This is a genomic window from Serratia sp. S4, from assembly GCF_000347995.1.
In the GTDB taxonomy this organism is placed as follows: domain Bacteria; phylum Pseudomonadota; class Gammaproteobacteria; order Enterobacterales; family Enterobacteriaceae; genus Serratia; species Serratia quinivorans.
Genome location: NZ_KB661120.1, coordinates 335,894 through 352,439 on the forward strand (window position 1 = coordinate 335,894; position 16,546 = coordinate 352,439).

General features: G+C 56.1%; 12 protein-coding genes and 1 tRNA gene. 7 read left to right on the forward strand and 6 right to left on the reverse strand.

From position 1 onward, the window contains the following. Window positions 1-72: 72 nt before the first annotated feature. The gene (acs, locus tag SERS4_RS0102170; RefSeq protein ID WP_017891338.1) at window positions 73-2,031 is read right to left on the reverse strand and encodes an acetate--CoA ligase; all 1,959 of its coding nucleotides are present in this window, start codon (window positions 2,029-2,031) and stop codon (window positions 73-75) included. Window positions 2,032-2,851: 820 nt separating this feature from the next. Between acs and gltP the strand changes: the two genes are divergently transcribed. Continuing rightward, the gene (gene gltP, locus SERS4_RS0102175) at window positions 2,852-4,168 is read left to right on the forward strand and encodes a glutamate/aspartate:proton symporter GltP (protein WP_012004765.1); all 1,317 of its coding nucleotides are present in this window, start codon (window positions 2,852-2,854) and stop codon (window positions 4,166-4,168) included. 65 nt (window positions 4,169-4,233) lie between these two features. Here gltP and actS read toward each other — a convergent pair whose 3' ends face one another. After that, the gene (gene actS / locus SERS4_RS0102180; RefSeq protein WP_017891339.1) at window positions 4,234-4,983 is read right to left on the reverse strand and encodes an amidase activator ActS; all 750 of its coding nucleotides are present in this window, start codon (window positions 4,981-4,983) and stop codon (window positions 4,234-4,236) included. A 164-nt stretch (window positions 4,984-5,147) separates the two neighbouring features. Between actS and SERS4_RS0102185 the strand changes: the two genes are divergently transcribed. The 6 genes from SERS4_RS0102185 to SERS4_RS0102210 all read left to right on the forward strand — a co-directional run bounded on the left by SERS4_RS0102185 (window position 5,148) and on the right by SERS4_RS0102210 (window position 13,547). Next, window positions 5,148-5,894 (forward strand): sulfite exporter TauE/SafE family protein, encoded by a 747-nt coding sequence (locus SERS4_RS0102185; RefSeq protein ID WP_012004767.1) that lies wholly within the window; start codon window positions 5,148-5,150, stop codon window positions 5,892-5,894. A gap of 748 nt (window positions 5,895-6,642) precedes the next feature. Beyond that, window positions 6,643-8,253, forward strand: coding sequence for a tryptophan halogenase family protein (locus SERS4_RS0102190; RefSeq protein ID WP_017891340.1), 1,611 nt, complete (start codon window positions 6,643-6,645; stop codon window positions 8,251-8,253). Further along, entirely contained in the window at window positions 8,253-9,335 is a 1,083-nt protein-coding gene (locus SERS4_RS0102195; protein ID WP_017891341.1) for a monodechloroaminopyrrolnitrin synthase PrnB family protein, read from the forward strand. The genes SERS4_RS0102190 and SERS4_RS0102195 overlap by 1 nt, the downstream gene beginning before the upstream one ends. Window positions 9,336-9,379: 44 nt before the next feature. After that, window positions 9,380-11,083: an NAD(P)/FAD-dependent oxidoreductase gene (locus SERS4_RS0102200; RefSeq protein WP_017891342.1), complete on the forward strand. Its 1,704-nt coding sequence runs from the start codon at window positions 9,380-9,382 to the stop codon at window positions 11,081-11,083. A 21-nt stretch (window positions 11,084-11,104) separates the two neighbouring features. Further along, window positions 11,105-12,199, forward strand: a complete 1,095-nt coding sequence (locus tag SERS4_RS0102205) for a Rieske 2Fe-2S domain-containing protein (RefSeq protein ID WP_017891343.1) — start codon at window positions 11,105-11,107, stop codon at window positions 12,197-12,199. 103 nt (window positions 12,200-12,302) lie between these two features. Further along, window positions 12,303-13,547, forward strand: coding sequence for a cation:proton antiporter (locus SERS4_RS0102210; RefSeq protein ID WP_017891344.1), 1,245 nt, complete (start codon window positions 12,303-12,305; stop codon window positions 13,545-13,547). An 85-nt stretch (window positions 13,548-13,632) separates the two neighbouring features. Here the strand turns inward: SERS4_RS0102210 and SERS4_RS0102215 are convergent. From SERS4_RS0102215 to cutA, 4 genes are all read right to left on the reverse strand, one after another. Then, window positions 13,633-13,708: transfer RNA gene (locus SERS4_RS0102215), tRNA-Phe, on the reverse strand. 159 nt (window positions 13,709-13,867) lie between these two features. Further along, window positions 13,868-14,443 (reverse strand): transcriptional regulator, encoded by a 576-nt coding sequence (locus SERS4_RS0102220; protein ID WP_017891345.1) that lies wholly within the window; start codon window positions 14,441-14,443, stop codon window positions 13,868-13,870. 40 nt (window positions 14,444-14,483) lie between these two features. Beyond that, entirely contained in the window at window positions 14,484-16,190 is a 1,707-nt protein-coding gene (locus SERS4_RS0102225; RefSeq protein ID WP_017891346.1) for a protein-disulfide reductase DsbD, read from the reverse strand. Continuing rightward, the gene (gene cutA, locus SERS4_RS0102230) at window positions 16,166-16,489 is read right to left on the reverse strand and encodes a divalent cation tolerance protein CutA (protein ID WP_012004868.1); all 324 of its coding nucleotides are present in this window, start codon (window positions 16,487-16,489) and stop codon (window positions 16,166-16,168) included. The genes SERS4_RS0102225 and cutA overlap by 25 nt, the downstream gene beginning before the upstream one ends. Window positions 16,490-16,546 lie beyond the last annotated feature (57 nt).

Below are 16,546 nucleotides of genomic sequence, written 5' to 3' on the forward strand. Positions count from 1 at the left end.
TTGATAGAGTACGCCGCGCTTGATGCCGATCACCGGGTTATTTTCCCACTGATCGGCCTGAGGCGGCGGAAATTACGACGGAACTTTCATTGATTGTTTTTCTTCCAACAGCTTGTCGACTACGGCCGGATCCGCCAGCGTTGAGGTATCTCCCAAATTGCTGGTATCACCGGCGGCAATTTTGCGCAGGATGCGACGCATGATCTTGCCGGAACGCGTTTTTGGCAGGGAGTCTGTCCAGTGCAGCACGTCCGGCGTGGCGATCGGTCCTATTTCTTTACGTACCCAGTTACGTACTTCGGTATATAGCTCAGGCGTTGGTTCTTCACCGTGGTTCAGCGTGATATAGGCGTAAATCGCCTGGCCCTTGATGTTATGAGGGATGCCGACCACCGCCGCTTCGGCGATTTTCGGGTGGGAAACCAGGGCCGACTCAATCTCGGCGGTGCCCAGACGGTGGCCGGAGACGTTAAGCACGTCATCGACACGGCCAGTGATCCAGTAGTATCCGTCTTCATCACGGCGTGCGCCGTCACCGCTGAAATACATGCCTTTAAAGGTGGAGAAGTAGGTTTGTTCGAAACGATCGTGGTCGCCGAACAACGTTCGAGCCTGGCCTGGCCAGGAGTCGGTGATCACCAGGTTGCCTTCACAGGCGCCCTCCTGCACAGTGCCGATATTATCGACCAGTGCCGGTTGAACACCAAAGAACGGCCGCGTAGCGGAACCGGCTTTCAACTCGGTGGCACCGGGCAGCGGAGTGATCATAAAGCCGCCGGTTTCGGTCTGCCACCAGGTGTCGACGATCGGGCATTTAGCGTTGCCGATTTTATTGTAATACCACTCCCAGGCTTCCGGGTTGATCGGTTCGCCGACCGAACCCATGATGCGCAGCGAATCGCGTTTGGTCCCTTCGATCGCCTTGTCACCTTCGGCCATCAGGGCACGAATGGCGGTAGGGGCGGTATACAGGATATTGACCTGGTGCTTGTCGATCACCTGTGACAGACGATTAACGCCAGGGTAGTTCGGCACCCCTTCAAACATCAGGGTAATGGCACCGCAGGCCAGCGGGCCGTACAACAGATAGCTGTGGCCTGTGACCCAACCGACGTCGGCGGTACACCAGTACACGTCGCCATCGTGGTAATCGAATACGTATTTAAAGGTCATGGCGGCATACACCAGATAGCCGCCGGTGGTGTGCAGCACGCCTTTGGGTTTGCCGGTCGAGCCTGAGGTATAAAGGATAAACAGCGGATCTTCCGCACTCATCTCTTCCGGTGGACAGTCGGCTGAAACACCCTGGGTCAGTTCATGCCACCACAGATCGCGGCCTTCCTGCCAGTAACCCGGTTTGCCGGTACGCTGGAACACGACGACGTTGGTGACGCTTTTCACGCCTGGATTTTTCAGCGCGTCATCGACGTTTTTCTTCAGCGGAACGGCACGCCCGGCGCGCAGGCCTTCGTCAGCGGTGATAACCAGTTTGGAGTTGGAGTCGATAATACGGCCAGCCACGGCTTCCGGCGAGAAACCACCAAAGATCACCGAATGCACGGCCCCGATGCGGGCGCAGGCCAGCATGGCGACAGCGGCTTCCGGCACCATGGGCATATAGATAGCCACGACGTCGCCTTTCTTGACGCCCAGCTTTTTCAGCACGTTGGCGAATTGGCAGACATCGTGGTGCAGTTGTTTATAGGTCACCTGTTTTGACTGGGTGGGATCGTCACCTTCCCAGATAATGGCGGTTTGGTCGCCGCGTTCGGCCAGGTGGCGATCGAGGCAGTTGGCCGCCAGGTTCAGGGTGCCGTCTTCAAACCAGCGAATGCTGATATGGCCCGGATCGAATGAGGTATTTTTTACCCGGGTATAAGGTTTTATCCAGTCGAGGATTTTTCCCTGCTCGCCCCAGAACGTTTCTGGGTCTTGCACAGACTGTTGATAATATTGTTGATATTGCGTCGGATTAATCAGGGCGTGTTCTGCAATTGCAGAAGGAATAGCGTGTTTATGCACTTGGCTCATGGCTTTTCTCCTTGAAGTTGTTAATAATATGTCAACTAGAGGTTAAGTATAGTTTGCTCCGATTCTTTGTTTCTTTTTTGGGCGGCAGATCACGCAACGAAGATATTGATTTGTAATAGTTCTGCCTCATTCGTGTGGGGCATCTGCCTGCTTGGTGGGAGAAAGCGGGTAAATAGGAAGTTTTAGTCAGAAAACGCTATCTAAAGAACTAAAAAGAATAACCAACTCGGCAATAACTCCGCTTTTTATCGGTATTAGTTAATATAAAATTCCGCGGTTAAAATCTCTGTTAAACCTTTTCGGACCTTAGAGCACCTTTAATATTCTATGTCGATATTAATAGCCAAGCCGTCAGCCAATAGTGCTAATAAGGAAAAAATTTCGGAATCATCCTATTAAATAGGAGGCCTGTGAGGCCGGATATTTTCATTTTGAAAACTTTAATGTAACAGAATACAAACATCCCTATCGGACTAAATATGCAAGATTAACGAAAGTTAACGCATTTTCATTATGCGTAAAACTCAAGATCCCAGGTGCTATTGTGATTCACCTCACATAAAATTAAGCTTTTAATAACAATAAATTATGCCTGGCGACACTGAAAATTAAATCACGCGAGTTCGTTTTTTGCACAAAACCCAGATAAAACAAGGCTTGCAGAGTATGCCTGCCAAATGGTAAAGATTTAAACAGCGTCACACTAAGGGCAGGTGAACGCTTCCTGGTCATTAACATAAGCCTGTATTAAATGATTAAGTATTCTTTTCGGCGCGTTATTATAAATGTGCCGAAAAGAGTCTTTGAGGACTTTTTGGGTATGAAGAGTGTAAAAATCAGTCTTGCCTGGCAAATTATGATTGCATTGGCGTTGGGCATTATTGTTGGGGCGGTGCTCCATAATCAAACTGAATCACGAGAGTGGTTGGTCAGTAATATTCTAAGCCCGGCCGGTGATATATTTATCCGCCTGATTAAGATGATTGTGGTACCGATCGTTATTTCTACGCTGGTGGTGGGTATTGCTGGCGTGGGGGATGCGAAGAAGTTAGGCCGTCTCGGGTTGAAAACCATTATTTACTTCGAAGTGATCACCACTATCGCCATTGTGGTGGGGCTGACATTGGCTAATGTTTTTCAACCCGGCCACGGTATCGACATGTCGACGCTGACTGCGGTGGATATCTCGCAGTATGAAAAAACCACGGAGCAGGTGCAAAGTGGCTCGCACAGCCTGGTTGCCACCATTCTGTCGTTGATCCCGTCGAACATCTTCGCTTCGATGGCGAAGGGCGACATGTTGCCGATCATCTTCTTCTCGGTGCTGTTTGGCCTGGGCCTGTCGTCATTGCCGAAAGAAACCAAAGAGCCGTTGCTGAAGGTATTTAAAGCCGTTTCCGAAAGTATGTTCAAAGTCACGCATATGATCATGCGCTATGCGCCGATTGGGGTGTTTGGTTTGATTGCAGTGACGGTTGCCAACTTTGGCTTCGCCTCATTGCTGCCCCTGGCCAAACTGGTACTGCTGGTGTACTTCGCCATTGCCTTCTTTGCGTTGGTGGTGCTGGGGGCGGTCGCACGCATCTGTAACCTGCGTATCTGGACGCTGATCCGTATTCTGAAGGATGAACTGATCCTGGCCTTCTCCACCGCCAGTTCGGAAACGGTGTTGCCGCGCATCATCGAAAAGATGGAGGCTTACGGCGCGCCGAAGGCGATCACCAGCTTTGTGGTACCGACCGGTTACTCCTTCAATCTGGACGGTTCAACGCTGTATCAGAGCATTGCCGCCATCTTTATTGCGCAGCTGTATGGGATTGAGCTGTCCCTGGGCCAGGAGATTGTGCTGGTGGTGACGCTGATGCTCACCTCCAAGGGGATTGCCGGCGTGCCCGGTGTTTCCTTTGTGGTGCTGTTGGCGACGCTGGGTAGCGTGGGGATCCCGTTGGAAGGCCTGGCGTTTATTGCCGGCGTAGATCGCATTCTGGATATGGCGCGTACCGCACTGAACGTGGTGGGCAATGCGCTGGCGGTGCTGGTGGTAGCTAAATGGGAACACCAGTTCGACAGTAAAAAGGCGCTCGCCTTTGAGAAAGAGTTCTTGTCCGGCAAGGCCAGGCAGATAACAGACTCTTAATCGCTTTTGGACGAGATTGATTTGACGACTAAACCCGCCTGATGGCGGGTTTAGTCGTCTTGGGATCAACAGGAGGGGGCAGAGCCCTGGGCCGGCAGGAAGCGCAGCGGATCCAATGCGGTGGCACGATAACGGATCTGGAAGTGCAGCATCACCTTGTCGGTACCCGTGCTGCCCATGGTGGCAATCTTCTGCCCGGCTTTCACTTCCTGAGCATTGCGCACCAGCAGGGTATTGTTGTGGGCATAGGCGCTGATGTACTCATCATTGTGTTTGATCATAATCAGATTGCCATAACCCCGCAGTTGGTTACCGACATACACCACCCTCCCTTTGGCTGCGGCAAATACCGGTTGCCCACGGTTACCGGCGATATCGATGCCTTTATTGCCCCCGTCGGCAGTGGAATACTTGCTGATAATGTTGCCCTGGGTTGGCCAGCGCCAACATTTGATACTGCTGCGGATCGGCGGTGTAACGGCTGCAATCTGGCTGGTTGACTGTGTTTTGCGTGTCTTGCCTTTCTTTGCCGTCGCGTTATTTAACGCCAGCTTTTGGCCAATCTCGAGGTTGTAGGGTTTGGGGATTTTATTGCGTCGCGCCAACTCGCTGACTTCGCTGTTGGTGATCCAGGCAATGTAGAACAGAGTATCGCCACGTTTGACGGTATAGGTGTTGCCGTTATAACTGCCTCTGGCCAAGCGATCATAATCACGGTCGTAGCTGTTCGATTTCTTTCCGGAGCCGCACCCCAGTAATCCCAGACTGATTACGCACACGGCAATCAGCCGCCATACAGCGAATGTGCTTCCCATACTCAAATATCGTCCTTAAACGTCGTCGCGCTCTATTGTGATCTGCCTATAGTAACATCAACGGTCAGGTGGTCAAAAACGCCCCCGTGGACTAAATTTTGCCGGGCTAAGGCAGAAGGTTTTACCTTTTGGCTCAAAATGTTCATGGATTGGGAACAACTAATATGCAAGAAACCTTAACGCTCTCCGGTTATCTGGTGCTGGCAGCCACACTATTAGTGGCTTATGTGATCTTCGGCATCGCCGGTTTTGGTTCCGCGTTAGTCGCCAGTCCGATAATGGCGCTTTATATGCCGGTGGCGAAAATCGTCCCGTTGCTGGCACTGCTGGATATGTGCGCGGCGATTGTTAACGTCAGTCGCGACGGGCGGAATGCTCAATGGCCTGAATTAAAAAGGCTGGTCCCACTGATGATTATCGGCAGCCTGTTGGGGGCGGCGATCCTGTTGAAGACTCGACCAGAAATTCTGTTGCTGGCGTTGGGGATTTTTGTGGTGTTTTACGCGCTCTATTCACTCAGTGGTTTAAAGCCCGCTCGGCAATTTTCACCCAGGGCGGCGGTGCCTTTTGGTTTGGTGGGGGGGATATTCAGCGCACTATTTGGTAGCGGTGGCTTTATTTATGCCATCTATCTCAGTGGCCGGATTGAGAAAAAAGAAGCTTTCCGTATAACCCAAACCACTCTGATTGGTATGAGTACCCTGACTCGGGTGGTCATTTTTGCTCTGGCCGGTGTTTATCTGGACGTTGACTTATTACTGCTGGCGCTAGTGCTGGTGCCGGGCATGCTGGTGGGAATTACCCTGGGCCGTTACTTCACGTTGAAGATGTCGCGTGAGCAATTCCTCAAGCTCATCAATGTGATCTTGTTGGCTTCCGGCGCTATGTTGATTATTAAGTACTTTAGTTGACGGCGATGGCGGGGCGAAGCTGAACCCCCAACGGTTATAGCTCACCAGGATTGCCCTCGACGATATGTCAATGGATGGGGATTTGAGGCAGAAAAAAATTTCCGAATATCGTTGAGTATTCGTATGAAAATTAGATGGATAATTGTTTTTAGACTGAATGCTGGATTGTGCAAATAATATTATTCTATGGATATTTTTATACATAAGTAATGTATGAATCGGTATCGATTATTTTTGTTGTTTGGCAAGTAGATAATGCATCACCTATAACTAACTGGGTGTTTAACTTATAGTATTGTAAGTGTGCTAACAATTCATAATCCATTAATATCCAATTGATAGAGTATTTATTTAAGGAAGCAGTTAAATCTGAACTGGCAGTGATTGAAAAATTCGATCATGATTTTTTGGATAAGATGTGTCGCCTTTTTTATTTTAAAAATACAGTAAAAATAGTGTGTTGTGTGTAAATTGCCTGAGGGTGGGTAGGGGCGTTATATGCCTTGATTTTATTATTGTGAATAATGAGGTGATCTTGTTTTTTCTGCTTTGTCCGTAATTCTAACCGCTTGAAAATAATATTTTAACCGGTGGCTGGGTGGTGTGTAATTAGGGTTGTGAGGGGGCGATTCGCGAGAGGATATATCACCGAGTTAATTCTGAAACGGAATTTGCACTTTTAAAATTAGATTCTAGTCTGAATTAGAACCTAATTTAACATCTCCACTACTTCCTATGGGAGAGTGTCATGAGCAAACCGATCAAGAATATCGTCATCGTGGGCGGCGGCACTGCGGGCTGGATGTCCGCCTCGTACCTCGTCCGGGCGCTCCAACAGCAGGCAAACATTACGCTCATCGAATCTGCGACGATCCCCCGGATCGGTGTGGGCGAGGCGACCATCCCAAGTTTGCAGAAGGTGTTCTTCGACTTCCTCGGGATACCGGAACAGGAGTGGATGCCCCAGGTGAACGGTGCGTTCAAGGCCGGCATCAAGTTCGTGAATTGGAGAACCTCTCCCGACCACTCGCGCAACGATTACTTCTACCATTTGTTCGGCAATGTGCCGAGCTGCGACGGCGTGCCGCTTACCCACTACTGGCTGCGCAAGCGCGAACAGGGCTTTCAGCAGTCGATGGCGTACGCCTGCTACCCGCAGCCCGGGGCGCTTGATGGCAATCTGGCACCGTGCCTGCATGATGGCACCCGTCAGATGTCCCACGCGTGGCACTTCGACGCGCACTTGGTGGCCGATTTTTTGAAGCGCTGGGCCGTCGATCGCGGGGTGAACCGAGTGGTCGACGAGGTCGTGGAGGTTAACCTGAACGAGCACGGCTTCATCTCCAGCCTGTTCACCAAAGAGGGCCGGAAGCTGGAGGCGGATCTGTTCATCGACTGCTCAGGCATGCGGGGGCTCTTGATCAACCAGGCCCTGAAAGAGCCCTTCATTGACATGTCCGACTACCTGCTGTGCGACAGCGCGGTCGCCACTGCCGTACCCAACGACGACGCGCAAGTGGGGGTCGAACCCTATACCTCCTCGATCGCCATGAACTCGGGGTGGACCTGGAAGATTCCGATGCTGGGTCGGTTCGGCAGCGGCTACGTCTTCTCGAGCAAGTTCACCTCCCGCGACCAGGCCACCACCGACTTTCTCAACCTCTGGGGCCTCTCGGACAATCAGCCGCTCAATCAGATCAAGTTCCGGGTCGGGCGCAACAAGCGGTCATGGGTCAACAACTGCGTCTCTATCGGGCTGGCGTCGTGCTTTTTGGAGCCCCTGGAATCGACGGGGATCTACTTCATCTACGCGGCGCTTTACCAACTCGTGAAGCACTTCCCCGACACCTCGTTCGACCCGCGGTTGGCCGACGCGTTCAACGCCGAGATCGTCTACATGTTCGACGATTGCCGAGACTTTGTCCAAGCGCACTATTTCACTTCGTCACGCGAAGACACGCCGTTCTGGCTTGCGAACCGGCACGATCTGCGGCTCTCCGACTCCATCAAAGAGAAGGTTGAGCGCTACAAGGCGGGGCTGCCGTTGACCACCACGTCGTTCGACGATTCCACTTACTATGAGACCTTCGACTTCGAATTCAAGAACTTCTGGTTGAACGGAAACTACTACTGCATCTTTGCCGGCCTGGGCATGCTGCCCGACCGGTCGCTGCCGCTCTTGCAATTGCGACCGGAGTCGATCGAAAAGGCCGAGGTGATGTTCGCCCGCATCCAGCGTGAGGCCGAGCGTCTGCGGGCGAGCCTGCCGACGAACTATGACTACCTGCGGTCGCTGCGCGACGGCGAAGTGGGGCTGTCTCGACCCGGGCCGACGTCCGCGTCGCCGGAGAGCCGGTAGTGGAGCGCGCCCTGGACCGGACATGCGTATTCGCTGCCACGCACGCTGCCGTGGCAACCTGCGATCCGCTGCAGGCTCGCTCGCTCGTTTTGCAACTGCCGGGCCTGAACCGTAACAAGGACGTGCCCGGTATCGTTAGCCTGCTGCGAGAGTTCCTCCCGGTGCGCGGCGTGCCCTCCGGCTGGGGCTTCGTCGAAGCCGCCGCCGCGATGCGGGACATTGGGTTCTTCCTCGGGTCGCTCAAGCGGCACGGACACGAGCCCGTGGACGTGGTGCCCGGGCTCGAGCCGCTGCTGCTCGATCTGGCGCGCATGACCGACCTGCCGCCGCGTGAGACGCTCCTGCATGTGACGGTCTGGAACCCCGCGGCGGCCGACGCGCAACGGAGCTACACCGGGCTCAGCGACGAAGCGCACCTGCTTGAGAGCGTGCGCATCTCGATGGCGGCCCTCGAGGCGGCCATCACGGTGACCGTCGAACTGCACGACGTCCCCTTGAAGTCGCCCGCGTTCGCGCAAGGGTGCGACGAGCTGGCAGCCTATCTGCAAAAAATGGTCGAATCGATTGTCTACGCGTACCGATTCATCTCGCCGCAGGTCTTCTACGACGAGCTCCGCCCCTTCTACGAACCGATTCGCGTCGGGGGCCAGAGTTACCTTGGCCCCGGTGCCGTAGAAATGCCCCTCTTCGTGCTGGATCATGTCCTGTGGGGCTCGCAATCGGACCACCAGGCTTATCGAGAATTCAAAGAGACGTACCTGCCCTATGTCCTTCCCGCGTACAGGGCAGTCTACGCTCGGTTCGCTGGGAGGCCGTCGCTCGTCGACCGCGCGATTGGCGAGGCTCGAGTAGGTGCGCAGGGCGAATCCGTCCGGGGCGGGCTGGCGGCCCTCAACCGGATCTTCGTGATCCTGCTGCGCTTCCGGGCACCTCATGTTCAATTGGCGGAGCGGGTGTACGAAGCCGGGCGAAGCGGCCCGGCAATCGGCAGTGGAGGGTACGCGCCCAGCATGCTCGGCGATCTGGTCATGCTCACGCTTGCCGCGCGCTCCCGCATTCGCACCGCTCTCAACGAGTTCTGACGCGCACGGCCATCTGTTCCATCTCATTAAGGAGATTTGCCCTCATGACTCAGAACAGCCCCGCGAACGGGCGCGATAGCAACCACTTCGACGTGATCATCCTCGGCTCGGGCATGTCCGGCACCCAGATGGGGGCTATCCTGGCCAAACAGCAGTTTCGCGTGCTGATCATCGAGGAGTCGTCGCACCCGCGGTTCACGATCGGCGAATCGTCGATTCCCGAGACGTCTCTAATGAACCGTATCATCGCCGATCGCTACGGCATTCCGGAGCTCGACCACATTACGTCGTTTTACTCGACGCAGCGTTACGTCTCGTCGAGCACGGGCATTAAGCGCAACTTCGGCTTCGTGTTCCACAAACCCGGCCAGGAGCACAACCCGAAGGAGTTCACACAGTGCGTCATCCCCGAGTTGCCCTGGGGACCGGAGAGCCATTATTACCGGCAAGACGTCGACGCTTACCTGTTGCAAGCCGCCATTAAATACGGCTGCACGGTCCGCCAGAAGACTAAAGTGACCGAATACCACGCCGATAAAGACGGCGTCGCGGTGTCCACCGCCGAGGACGAACGGTTCACCGGCCGGTACATGATCGACTGTGGAGGACCCCGCGCGCCGCTCGCGACCAAGTTCAATCTCCGCGAAGAGCCGTGTCGCTTTAAGACGCACTCGCGCAGCCTCTACACGCACATGCTCGGGGTCAAGCCGTTCGACGATATTTTCAAGGTCAAGGGGCAGCGCTGGCGCTGGCACGAGGGGACCTTGCACCACATGTTCGAGGGTGGCTGGCTCTGGGTGATTCCGTTCAACAACCACCCGAAGTCGACCAACAACCTGGTGAGCGTCGGCCTGCAGCTTGATCCGCGCGTCTACCCGAAAACGGACATCTCCGCGCAGCAAGAGTTCGACGAATTCCTCGCGCGGTTCCCGAGCATCGGGGCGCAGTTCCGCGACGCCGTGCCGGTGCGTGACTGGGTCAAGACCGACCGCCTGCAGTTCTCGTCGAGCACCTGCATCGGCGATCGCTACTGCCTGATGCTGCACGCGAACGGGTTCATCGACCCGCTCTTCTCGCGGGGGCTCGAGAACACTGCGGTGACCATCCATGCGCTCGCGGCGCGCCTCATCAAGGCGCTGCGCGACGATGACTTCTCCCCTGATCGCTTCGAGTACATCGAACGCCTGCAGCAAAAGCTTTTGGACCACAACGACGACTTCGTCAGTTGCTGCTACACGGCGTTCACGGACTTCCGCTTGTGGGACGCGTTCCACAGGCTGTGGGCAGTCGGCACGATCCTCGGGCAGTTCCGGCTCGTGCAAGCCCACGCAAGGTTCCGTGCTTCGCGCGACGAGGGCGATCTCGACAATCTCGACAACGACCCCCCGTACCTCGGGTACCTGTGCGCAGACATGGAGGGGTACTACCAGTTGTTCAACGACGCCAAAGCCGAGATCGAGGCCGTAAGCGCCGGGCTCAAGCCGACCGGGGAGGCCGCGGCGCGGATCCACGCCCTCATCGACGAACGAGACTTTGCCAAGCAGATGTTCGGTTTCGGGTACTGCATCACCGGGGACAAGCCGCAGCTCAACAACTCGAAGTACAGTCTACTGCCGGCGATGAAGCTGATGCACTGGACACAAACCAGCGCGCCGGCAGAGGTGAAAAAGTACTTCGACTACAACCCGATGTTCGCGCTGCTCAAGGCGTACATTACGACCCGTATCAGTTTGTCTCGGAAGAAGTAATCGGCCGTCGAGGACACAAAAATGATGAGCGACATTCAATGGGTTCAAGCGAGCATTGAGGAGCATCCTTCTAGGGTGTACGACGCGACCACGAGCGTGGCCGCGAGTTGGTACGTCGCGATGCGCTCGGACGACCTCAAGGATAAGCCGACGGAGTTGACGCTCTTCGGCAGTCCGTGCGTGGCGTGGCGCGGCGCGATGGGGCAGGCCGTGGTGATGGACCGCCACTGCTCGCACCTCGGCGCGAACCTGGCCGACGGGCAGGTCAAGGACGGGTGCATCCAGTGCCCGTTTCATCACTGGCGGTACGACGAGCAGGGCCAGTGCGTTCATATCCCCGGTCACAACCAGACGGTGCGTCGGCTGGAGCCGGTGCCGCGATCGGTGCGCCAGCCGACGTTGGTCACCGCCGAGCGATACGGCTACGTGTGGGTTTGGTACGGCTCACCAGAGCCGCTGCACCCGCTGCCAGAAATCGCCGCAGCCGACGTCGACAACGGCGATTTTATGCACCTGCACTTCGCATTCGATACGACGACGGCTGTCTTGCGGATCGTAGAGAACTTCTACGACGCGCAACACGCGTCCCCCGTGCACGAGCTCCCGATCTCGGCCTTCGAGCTCAAGCTGTTCGACGATTGGCGCCCGTGGCCGGAGGTTGAGTCTCTGGCACAGGCGGGCGCGTGGTTCGGTGCCGGGATCGACTTCACCGTGGACCGGTATTTCGGGGCCTCCGGCATGCTGGCACGTGTGCTCGGCCTGAATATGTCGCAGATGAACCTGCACTTCGATGGCTACCCCGGCGGGTGCGTCATGACCGTCTCCCTGGACGGAGACTTCAAATACAAGCTGCTCCAGTGTGTGACGCCGGTGAGCGACGGCAAGAACGTCATGCACATGCTCATCTCGATCAAGAAGGTGGGGGGCGCCTTGCGCCGCGCGACCGACTACGTACTGTTCGGGCTGCAGACCCGACAGGCAGCGAAGTACGACGTCAAAATCTGGAACGGGATGAAGCCGGACGGCGGCGGCGCGTACAGCAAGTACGATAAGCTCGTGCTCAAGTACCGTGCGTTCTACCGGGGCTGGGTCGACCGCGTTGCGAGTGAGCGGTGATGCGTAAGTCGGCGGCCCTAAACGAGCCGCTCTCGGACAGATCGTTCCGCCAGGCGCTCGCGGCCAGCAAGTTCGTGTCGGTGCCGCTTTTTCCGAGGTATTCATGACTGTCTGGCTGTTGCAACTGGTGCTGGTGATCGCGCTCTGCAACGTCTGCGGCCGCATTGCCGAACGGCTCGGCCAATGCGCGGTCGTCGGTGAGATCGCAGCCGGTTTGCTATTGGGTCCTTCGCTGTTTGGCGTGATCGCACCGGATTTTTACGATGCGTTGTTCGGCCCAGACACGCTGTCGGCGATGGGGCAAGTCGGTGAAGTCGGCCTGATACTGCTGATGTTTCAGGTTGGTCTGCATATGGAGTTGGGCGAGACGCTGTGCGACAGGCGTTGGCGCATGCCCGTCGCGATCGCCGTGGGTGGGCTCGTCGTACCGGCTGCGATCGGCATGATCGTCGCCACTGTCTCGAAAGACATGCTCGCCAGCGATGCGCCGGCGCTGCCCTATATACTCTTCTGCGGTGTCGCGCTTGCGATATCAGCGGTACCGGTGATGGCGCGCATCGTCGACGACCTGGCGCTCAACGCCATGGTGGGCGCACGGCACGCCATGTCTGCCGCGATGCTGACGGATGCGCTCGGATGGATACTGCTTGCAACTATTGCTTCGCTATCGAGCGGGCCTGGTTGGGCATTTGCGCGCATGCTCGTTAGCCTGCTCGCGTATCTGGTGCTGTGCGCGTTCCTGGTGCGCTTCGTGGTTAGACCGGCGCTTGTGCGGCTCGCATCGACTGCACATGCGGCGCGTGACCGCTTGGCCGTGTTGTTATGTTTCGTAATGGCGTCGGCACTCGCGACGTCGCTGATCGGATTTCATAGCGCATTTGGCGCACTTGCTGCAGCGCTGTTCGTGCGGCGCGTGCCCGGTATTGCAAATGAGTGGCGGGAGAACGTCGAAGGTTTTGTCAGGCTTGTGCTGATGCCGGTGTTTTTCGCGTATGCGGGGCTGCATGCGTCGATCGGCACGATCGACGACGCGGCATCATGGATGTGGTTCGGCGTATTCCTCGCGGGCGGATTCATCGGCAAGTTCGGCGGCAGTTATCTGGGCGCGCGTGCCACCGGGCTTGAGCCACGCGATGCGATGTTGGTGAGCTCGCTGATGAATACGCGCGGCTTGATGGAGCTCATCGTCCTGTCAATCGGTCTGCAGATGCAGATCCTTCCGCCAAAGGTCTATACGATCCTCGTGGTGTTCGCGCTGGTGACGACGGCGCTGACCGTACCGCTGGTTCGATTCACGCTGCGCGTGCAATTGCGCTCGACGCCGGCAATCCCGGACGCCGATAAGTGACGCACATCTGGTAATCGAACTTGTTCGATGAAGAGTCCCACTCCTGAAAAGCAAAAAACCCGCCATAGGCGGGTTCTTCTAAATATGGTGCCCGGACTCGGAATCGAACCAAGGACACGGGGATTTTCAATCCCCTGCTCTACCGACTGAGCTATCCGGGCAACGCGCAGCATTAAACCGTATTGGCCGAAGGCAGTCAACGGCTTTATGAATGAAATCAGGTGAAACGCGTCTGGTTGCTGGCTTTTCGGTCAAAGGGCGCAAAAATTGCGCCGGATTGGCCAAAATTCTGCGGCGGCGGTGCACCGCCGCACACTGAATTAACTTAATGCCCCGTTTCTTCGGCACTGAGCTACCTGCAAGATGTCTTCCGCCAGCCGCTTGGCCACGGAAACGTCCTGTAGCTGGCGTTTTATCAGCAGTTTGCTCAGACAACCTTCCTGGATCAGCTCCATCTGTTGTGCCACCATATCGGCGTCGTCGGCATCCATTTCACGCAGCAAATCGCGGGTCAGATCCAGCGACGTCAGCTTCTGTTGCTCTGCCAATTGATGGATAGGGTGATCCACCTCCGGGAAAAAGCTGCAGGCAGCGATAAATAAACAGCCGGGATAGCGGTCGTGTTTGACGTACTCTGCCAAAACGTCATAGCGCGCCAACAGTTTTTGCTGTGGGCTTAGAGTCTCGTCCAGCAGCAACTGGCGACGCCAGGTGTCAATTTGCTGGCCATGATAGCGCAGGCAGTCATACAGCAGCGCTTCACGATCCGGCCAGAACCGTTTCAGGTCGCCCGGCTGTACATCGAGTTTATCCGCCAGCATTTCCAGTGTGGCGGTCGCCAGGCCCTGTTGTTCCAACAGCCCCAGTGCCGTATCAAGGACGTGTTCACGTTGCACTTGTGCTTCCTCCAAATTCGGTTCCGATCCTCAGTGTTATTTATTGCACCGTTTTCTGCAAATGCGCGTTGAACGCTGCGGCATCCATAAATCCGGTAACCCGTTGGCTGGTTAACTCTTGCCCCGTGCCGTTAAAGAACAGAATAGTTGGCAATCCCAGGACTTTCAGGTGTTTAAGGAGTGCGACCTGCTCGGCATTGTTGGCCGTGACATCCGCCTGCAGCAGCACGGTGTTGGCAAGCGCGGCCTGAACGCGCGTATCGCTGAAGGTATATTTCTCGAACTCCTTGCAAGCGACGCACCAGTCGGCGTACAGATCCAGCATCACCGGTTTCCCCTGCGCCTGCTGCAGTGCAGCATTGAGCTGATCTACATTACTGATACGCGTGAAGTTCAGGTGTTGTACCGCTGCCTGCTGTGCGCTGCTGGTGCCAAAGGCCCAGTCTTGCAGCGGTCGCGCAGCAATGACGGCCGCAGCCAGCAGCAGTAATTGCAATGCCCGTACCCAGCCGCGGGAGGTCTTCAGGCTCAGCGCGAAGGCCCAGCCGAAGAACGCAAGGCCAAGCAGGCTCCACAGCCGTAGTCCCCACACATCACCGATCACTCGTTCCAGCAGGAATACCGGCAGCGCCAGGATCACAAAGCCGAACGCCTCTTTGACATACTGCATCCATGGGCCACTGCGTGGCAACAGACGGTTACCGAACAGGGTCACCAGCACCAGCGGAATGCCCATCCCCAGCGCATACAGATACAAAGTGCCACCGCCGGCCCACATATTGCCGCTTTGGGCAATGTACAACAGGATGGCGCTGAGCGGCGCTGTGGTGCAAGGGGAGCAAATCAGCCCGGCCAGAGCGCCCATCAGGAATACGCCAGGCAGTGAACCGCCTTGTTGGCTATTGCTCCAGCCCGCCAGCCGGGTTTGCAGTGAAGAAGGTAACTGCAGCGAATACAGACCGAACATCGACAGTGCCAGCGCGATAAACAGCACTGACAGGCCGATGAGCACATACGGATGTTGCAGCGCTGCCTGGAATTGCAAGCCGGCGGCGGCAACCACCAAACCCAGCACAGTGTAGGTTAACGCCATGCCCTGCACGTAAACCACCGCCAGTGCCAGTATACGTCCGCTGCTGTGCGGTTTTTCACGCCCAAGAATGATGCCGGAAATCAGTGGATACATCGGCAACACGCAGGGGGTGAAAGCAATGCCAATACCAATCAGCAGTGCCCACAGGGGGGAGAACGGCAGACTGGCCGGCACCGATTCTTCTGGTGCGCTGACTGGCAATGCGGTTGTGGCACTTACCGCATCCAGCGGGATCACCCGCGTTTCCGGCGGATAGCAGAAACCTGCTTCGGCGCAGCCCTGATAAGTCACGCTCAGGCTGGCGCCGCTGGTGGCCTGCTGCAGTGGGATCGGCAGATTCAGCTGCTGTTTGAAAATAGAGACTTCGCCGAAGAACTCATCCTTGTGGCTCAGCCCGGCCGGTAGCTCAAAGGAGCCTAACCTTGCCTGCTGCGGCACCAGCTTGATTTGCTGGCGATAGAGGTAATAACCGGGGCGAATTTGCCAGTTCAGCGTCAGCTGGTGGTCTTGCTGCTTAAAATCGAAGGCAAACGCCTGATCGACCGGCACGAATTGGGTGCCGCCGTTAGGGGCGAACAGCGATGCCTGAGCCGCCTGTGGCAAAAAAAACAGGCTGCAAAGCAGGAATATCAATTTAATGAGGCGTTGATCCATAACAGGTAGTCTTTATCTCCAGCCATCACCGGCAGCACCAACAGCTCGGGCGTTTGATACGGGTGATGTTGTTTCAGGTAGTTGAGCAGGGCATCTTGATGGCTGCGTTGACTTTTAAACAGCATCTGCACTTCGTACTCCTGTTCCAGTTTCCCTTCCCAGTAATATAACGATGACGCGCCGGGCAGCAGCGTGACGCAGGCCGCCAGCTTTTCCCCCAAAACCCGGGCCGCCAGGTCTTGAGCCGTGGCTTCATCGGGTGCGGTGCAGAGTATGACGACAGCTTCGCAATCAGACATCTTCAGCCCTCTCATCGAGATTATCAGTGGGCACTATACCTTGAAGGACGGTCGGCT

What these genes read in the sequence shown, in the direction of transcription:
- acs (WP_017891338.1), bottom strand. Translation starts at nt 2,031, where the DNA reads ATGAGCCAAGTGCATAAACACGCTATTCCTTCTGCAATTGCAGAACAC.
- gltP (WP_012004765.1), top strand. Translation starts at nt 2,852, where the DNA reads ATGAAGAGTGTAAAAATCAGTCTTGCCTGGCAAATTATGATTGCATTG.
- actS (WP_017891339.1), bottom strand. Translation starts at nt 4,983, where the DNA reads ATGGGAAGCACATTCGCTGTATGGCGGCTGATTGCCGTGTGCGTAATC.
- SERS4_RS0102185 (WP_012004767.1), top strand. Translation starts at nt 5,148, where the DNA reads ATGCAAGAAACCTTAACGCTCTCCGGTTATCTGGTGCTGGCAGCCACA.
- SERS4_RS0102190 (WP_017891340.1), top strand. Translation starts at nt 6,643, where the DNA reads ATGAGCAAACCGATCAAGAATATCGTCATCGTGGGCGGCGGCACTGCG.
- SERS4_RS0102200 (WP_017891342.1), top strand. Translation starts at nt 9,380, where the DNA reads ATGACTCAGAACAGCCCCGCGAACGGGCGCGATAGCAACCACTTCGAC.
- SERS4_RS0102205 (WP_017891343.1), top strand. Translation starts at nt 11,105, where the DNA reads ATGATGAGCGACATTCAATGGGTTCAAGCGAGCATTGAGGAGCATCCT.
- SERS4_RS0102210 (WP_017891344.1), top strand. Translation starts at nt 12,303, where the DNA reads ATGACTGTCTGGCTGTTGCAACTGGTGCTGGTGATCGCGCTCTGCAAC.
- SERS4_RS0102225 (WP_017891346.1), bottom strand. Translation starts at nt 16,190, where the DNA reads ATGGATCAACGCCTCATTAAATTGATATTCCTGCTTTGCAGCCTGTTT.
- cutA (WP_012004868.1), bottom strand. Translation starts at nt 16,489, where the DNA reads ATGTCTGATTGCGAAGCTGTCGTCATACTCTGCACCGCACCCGATGAA.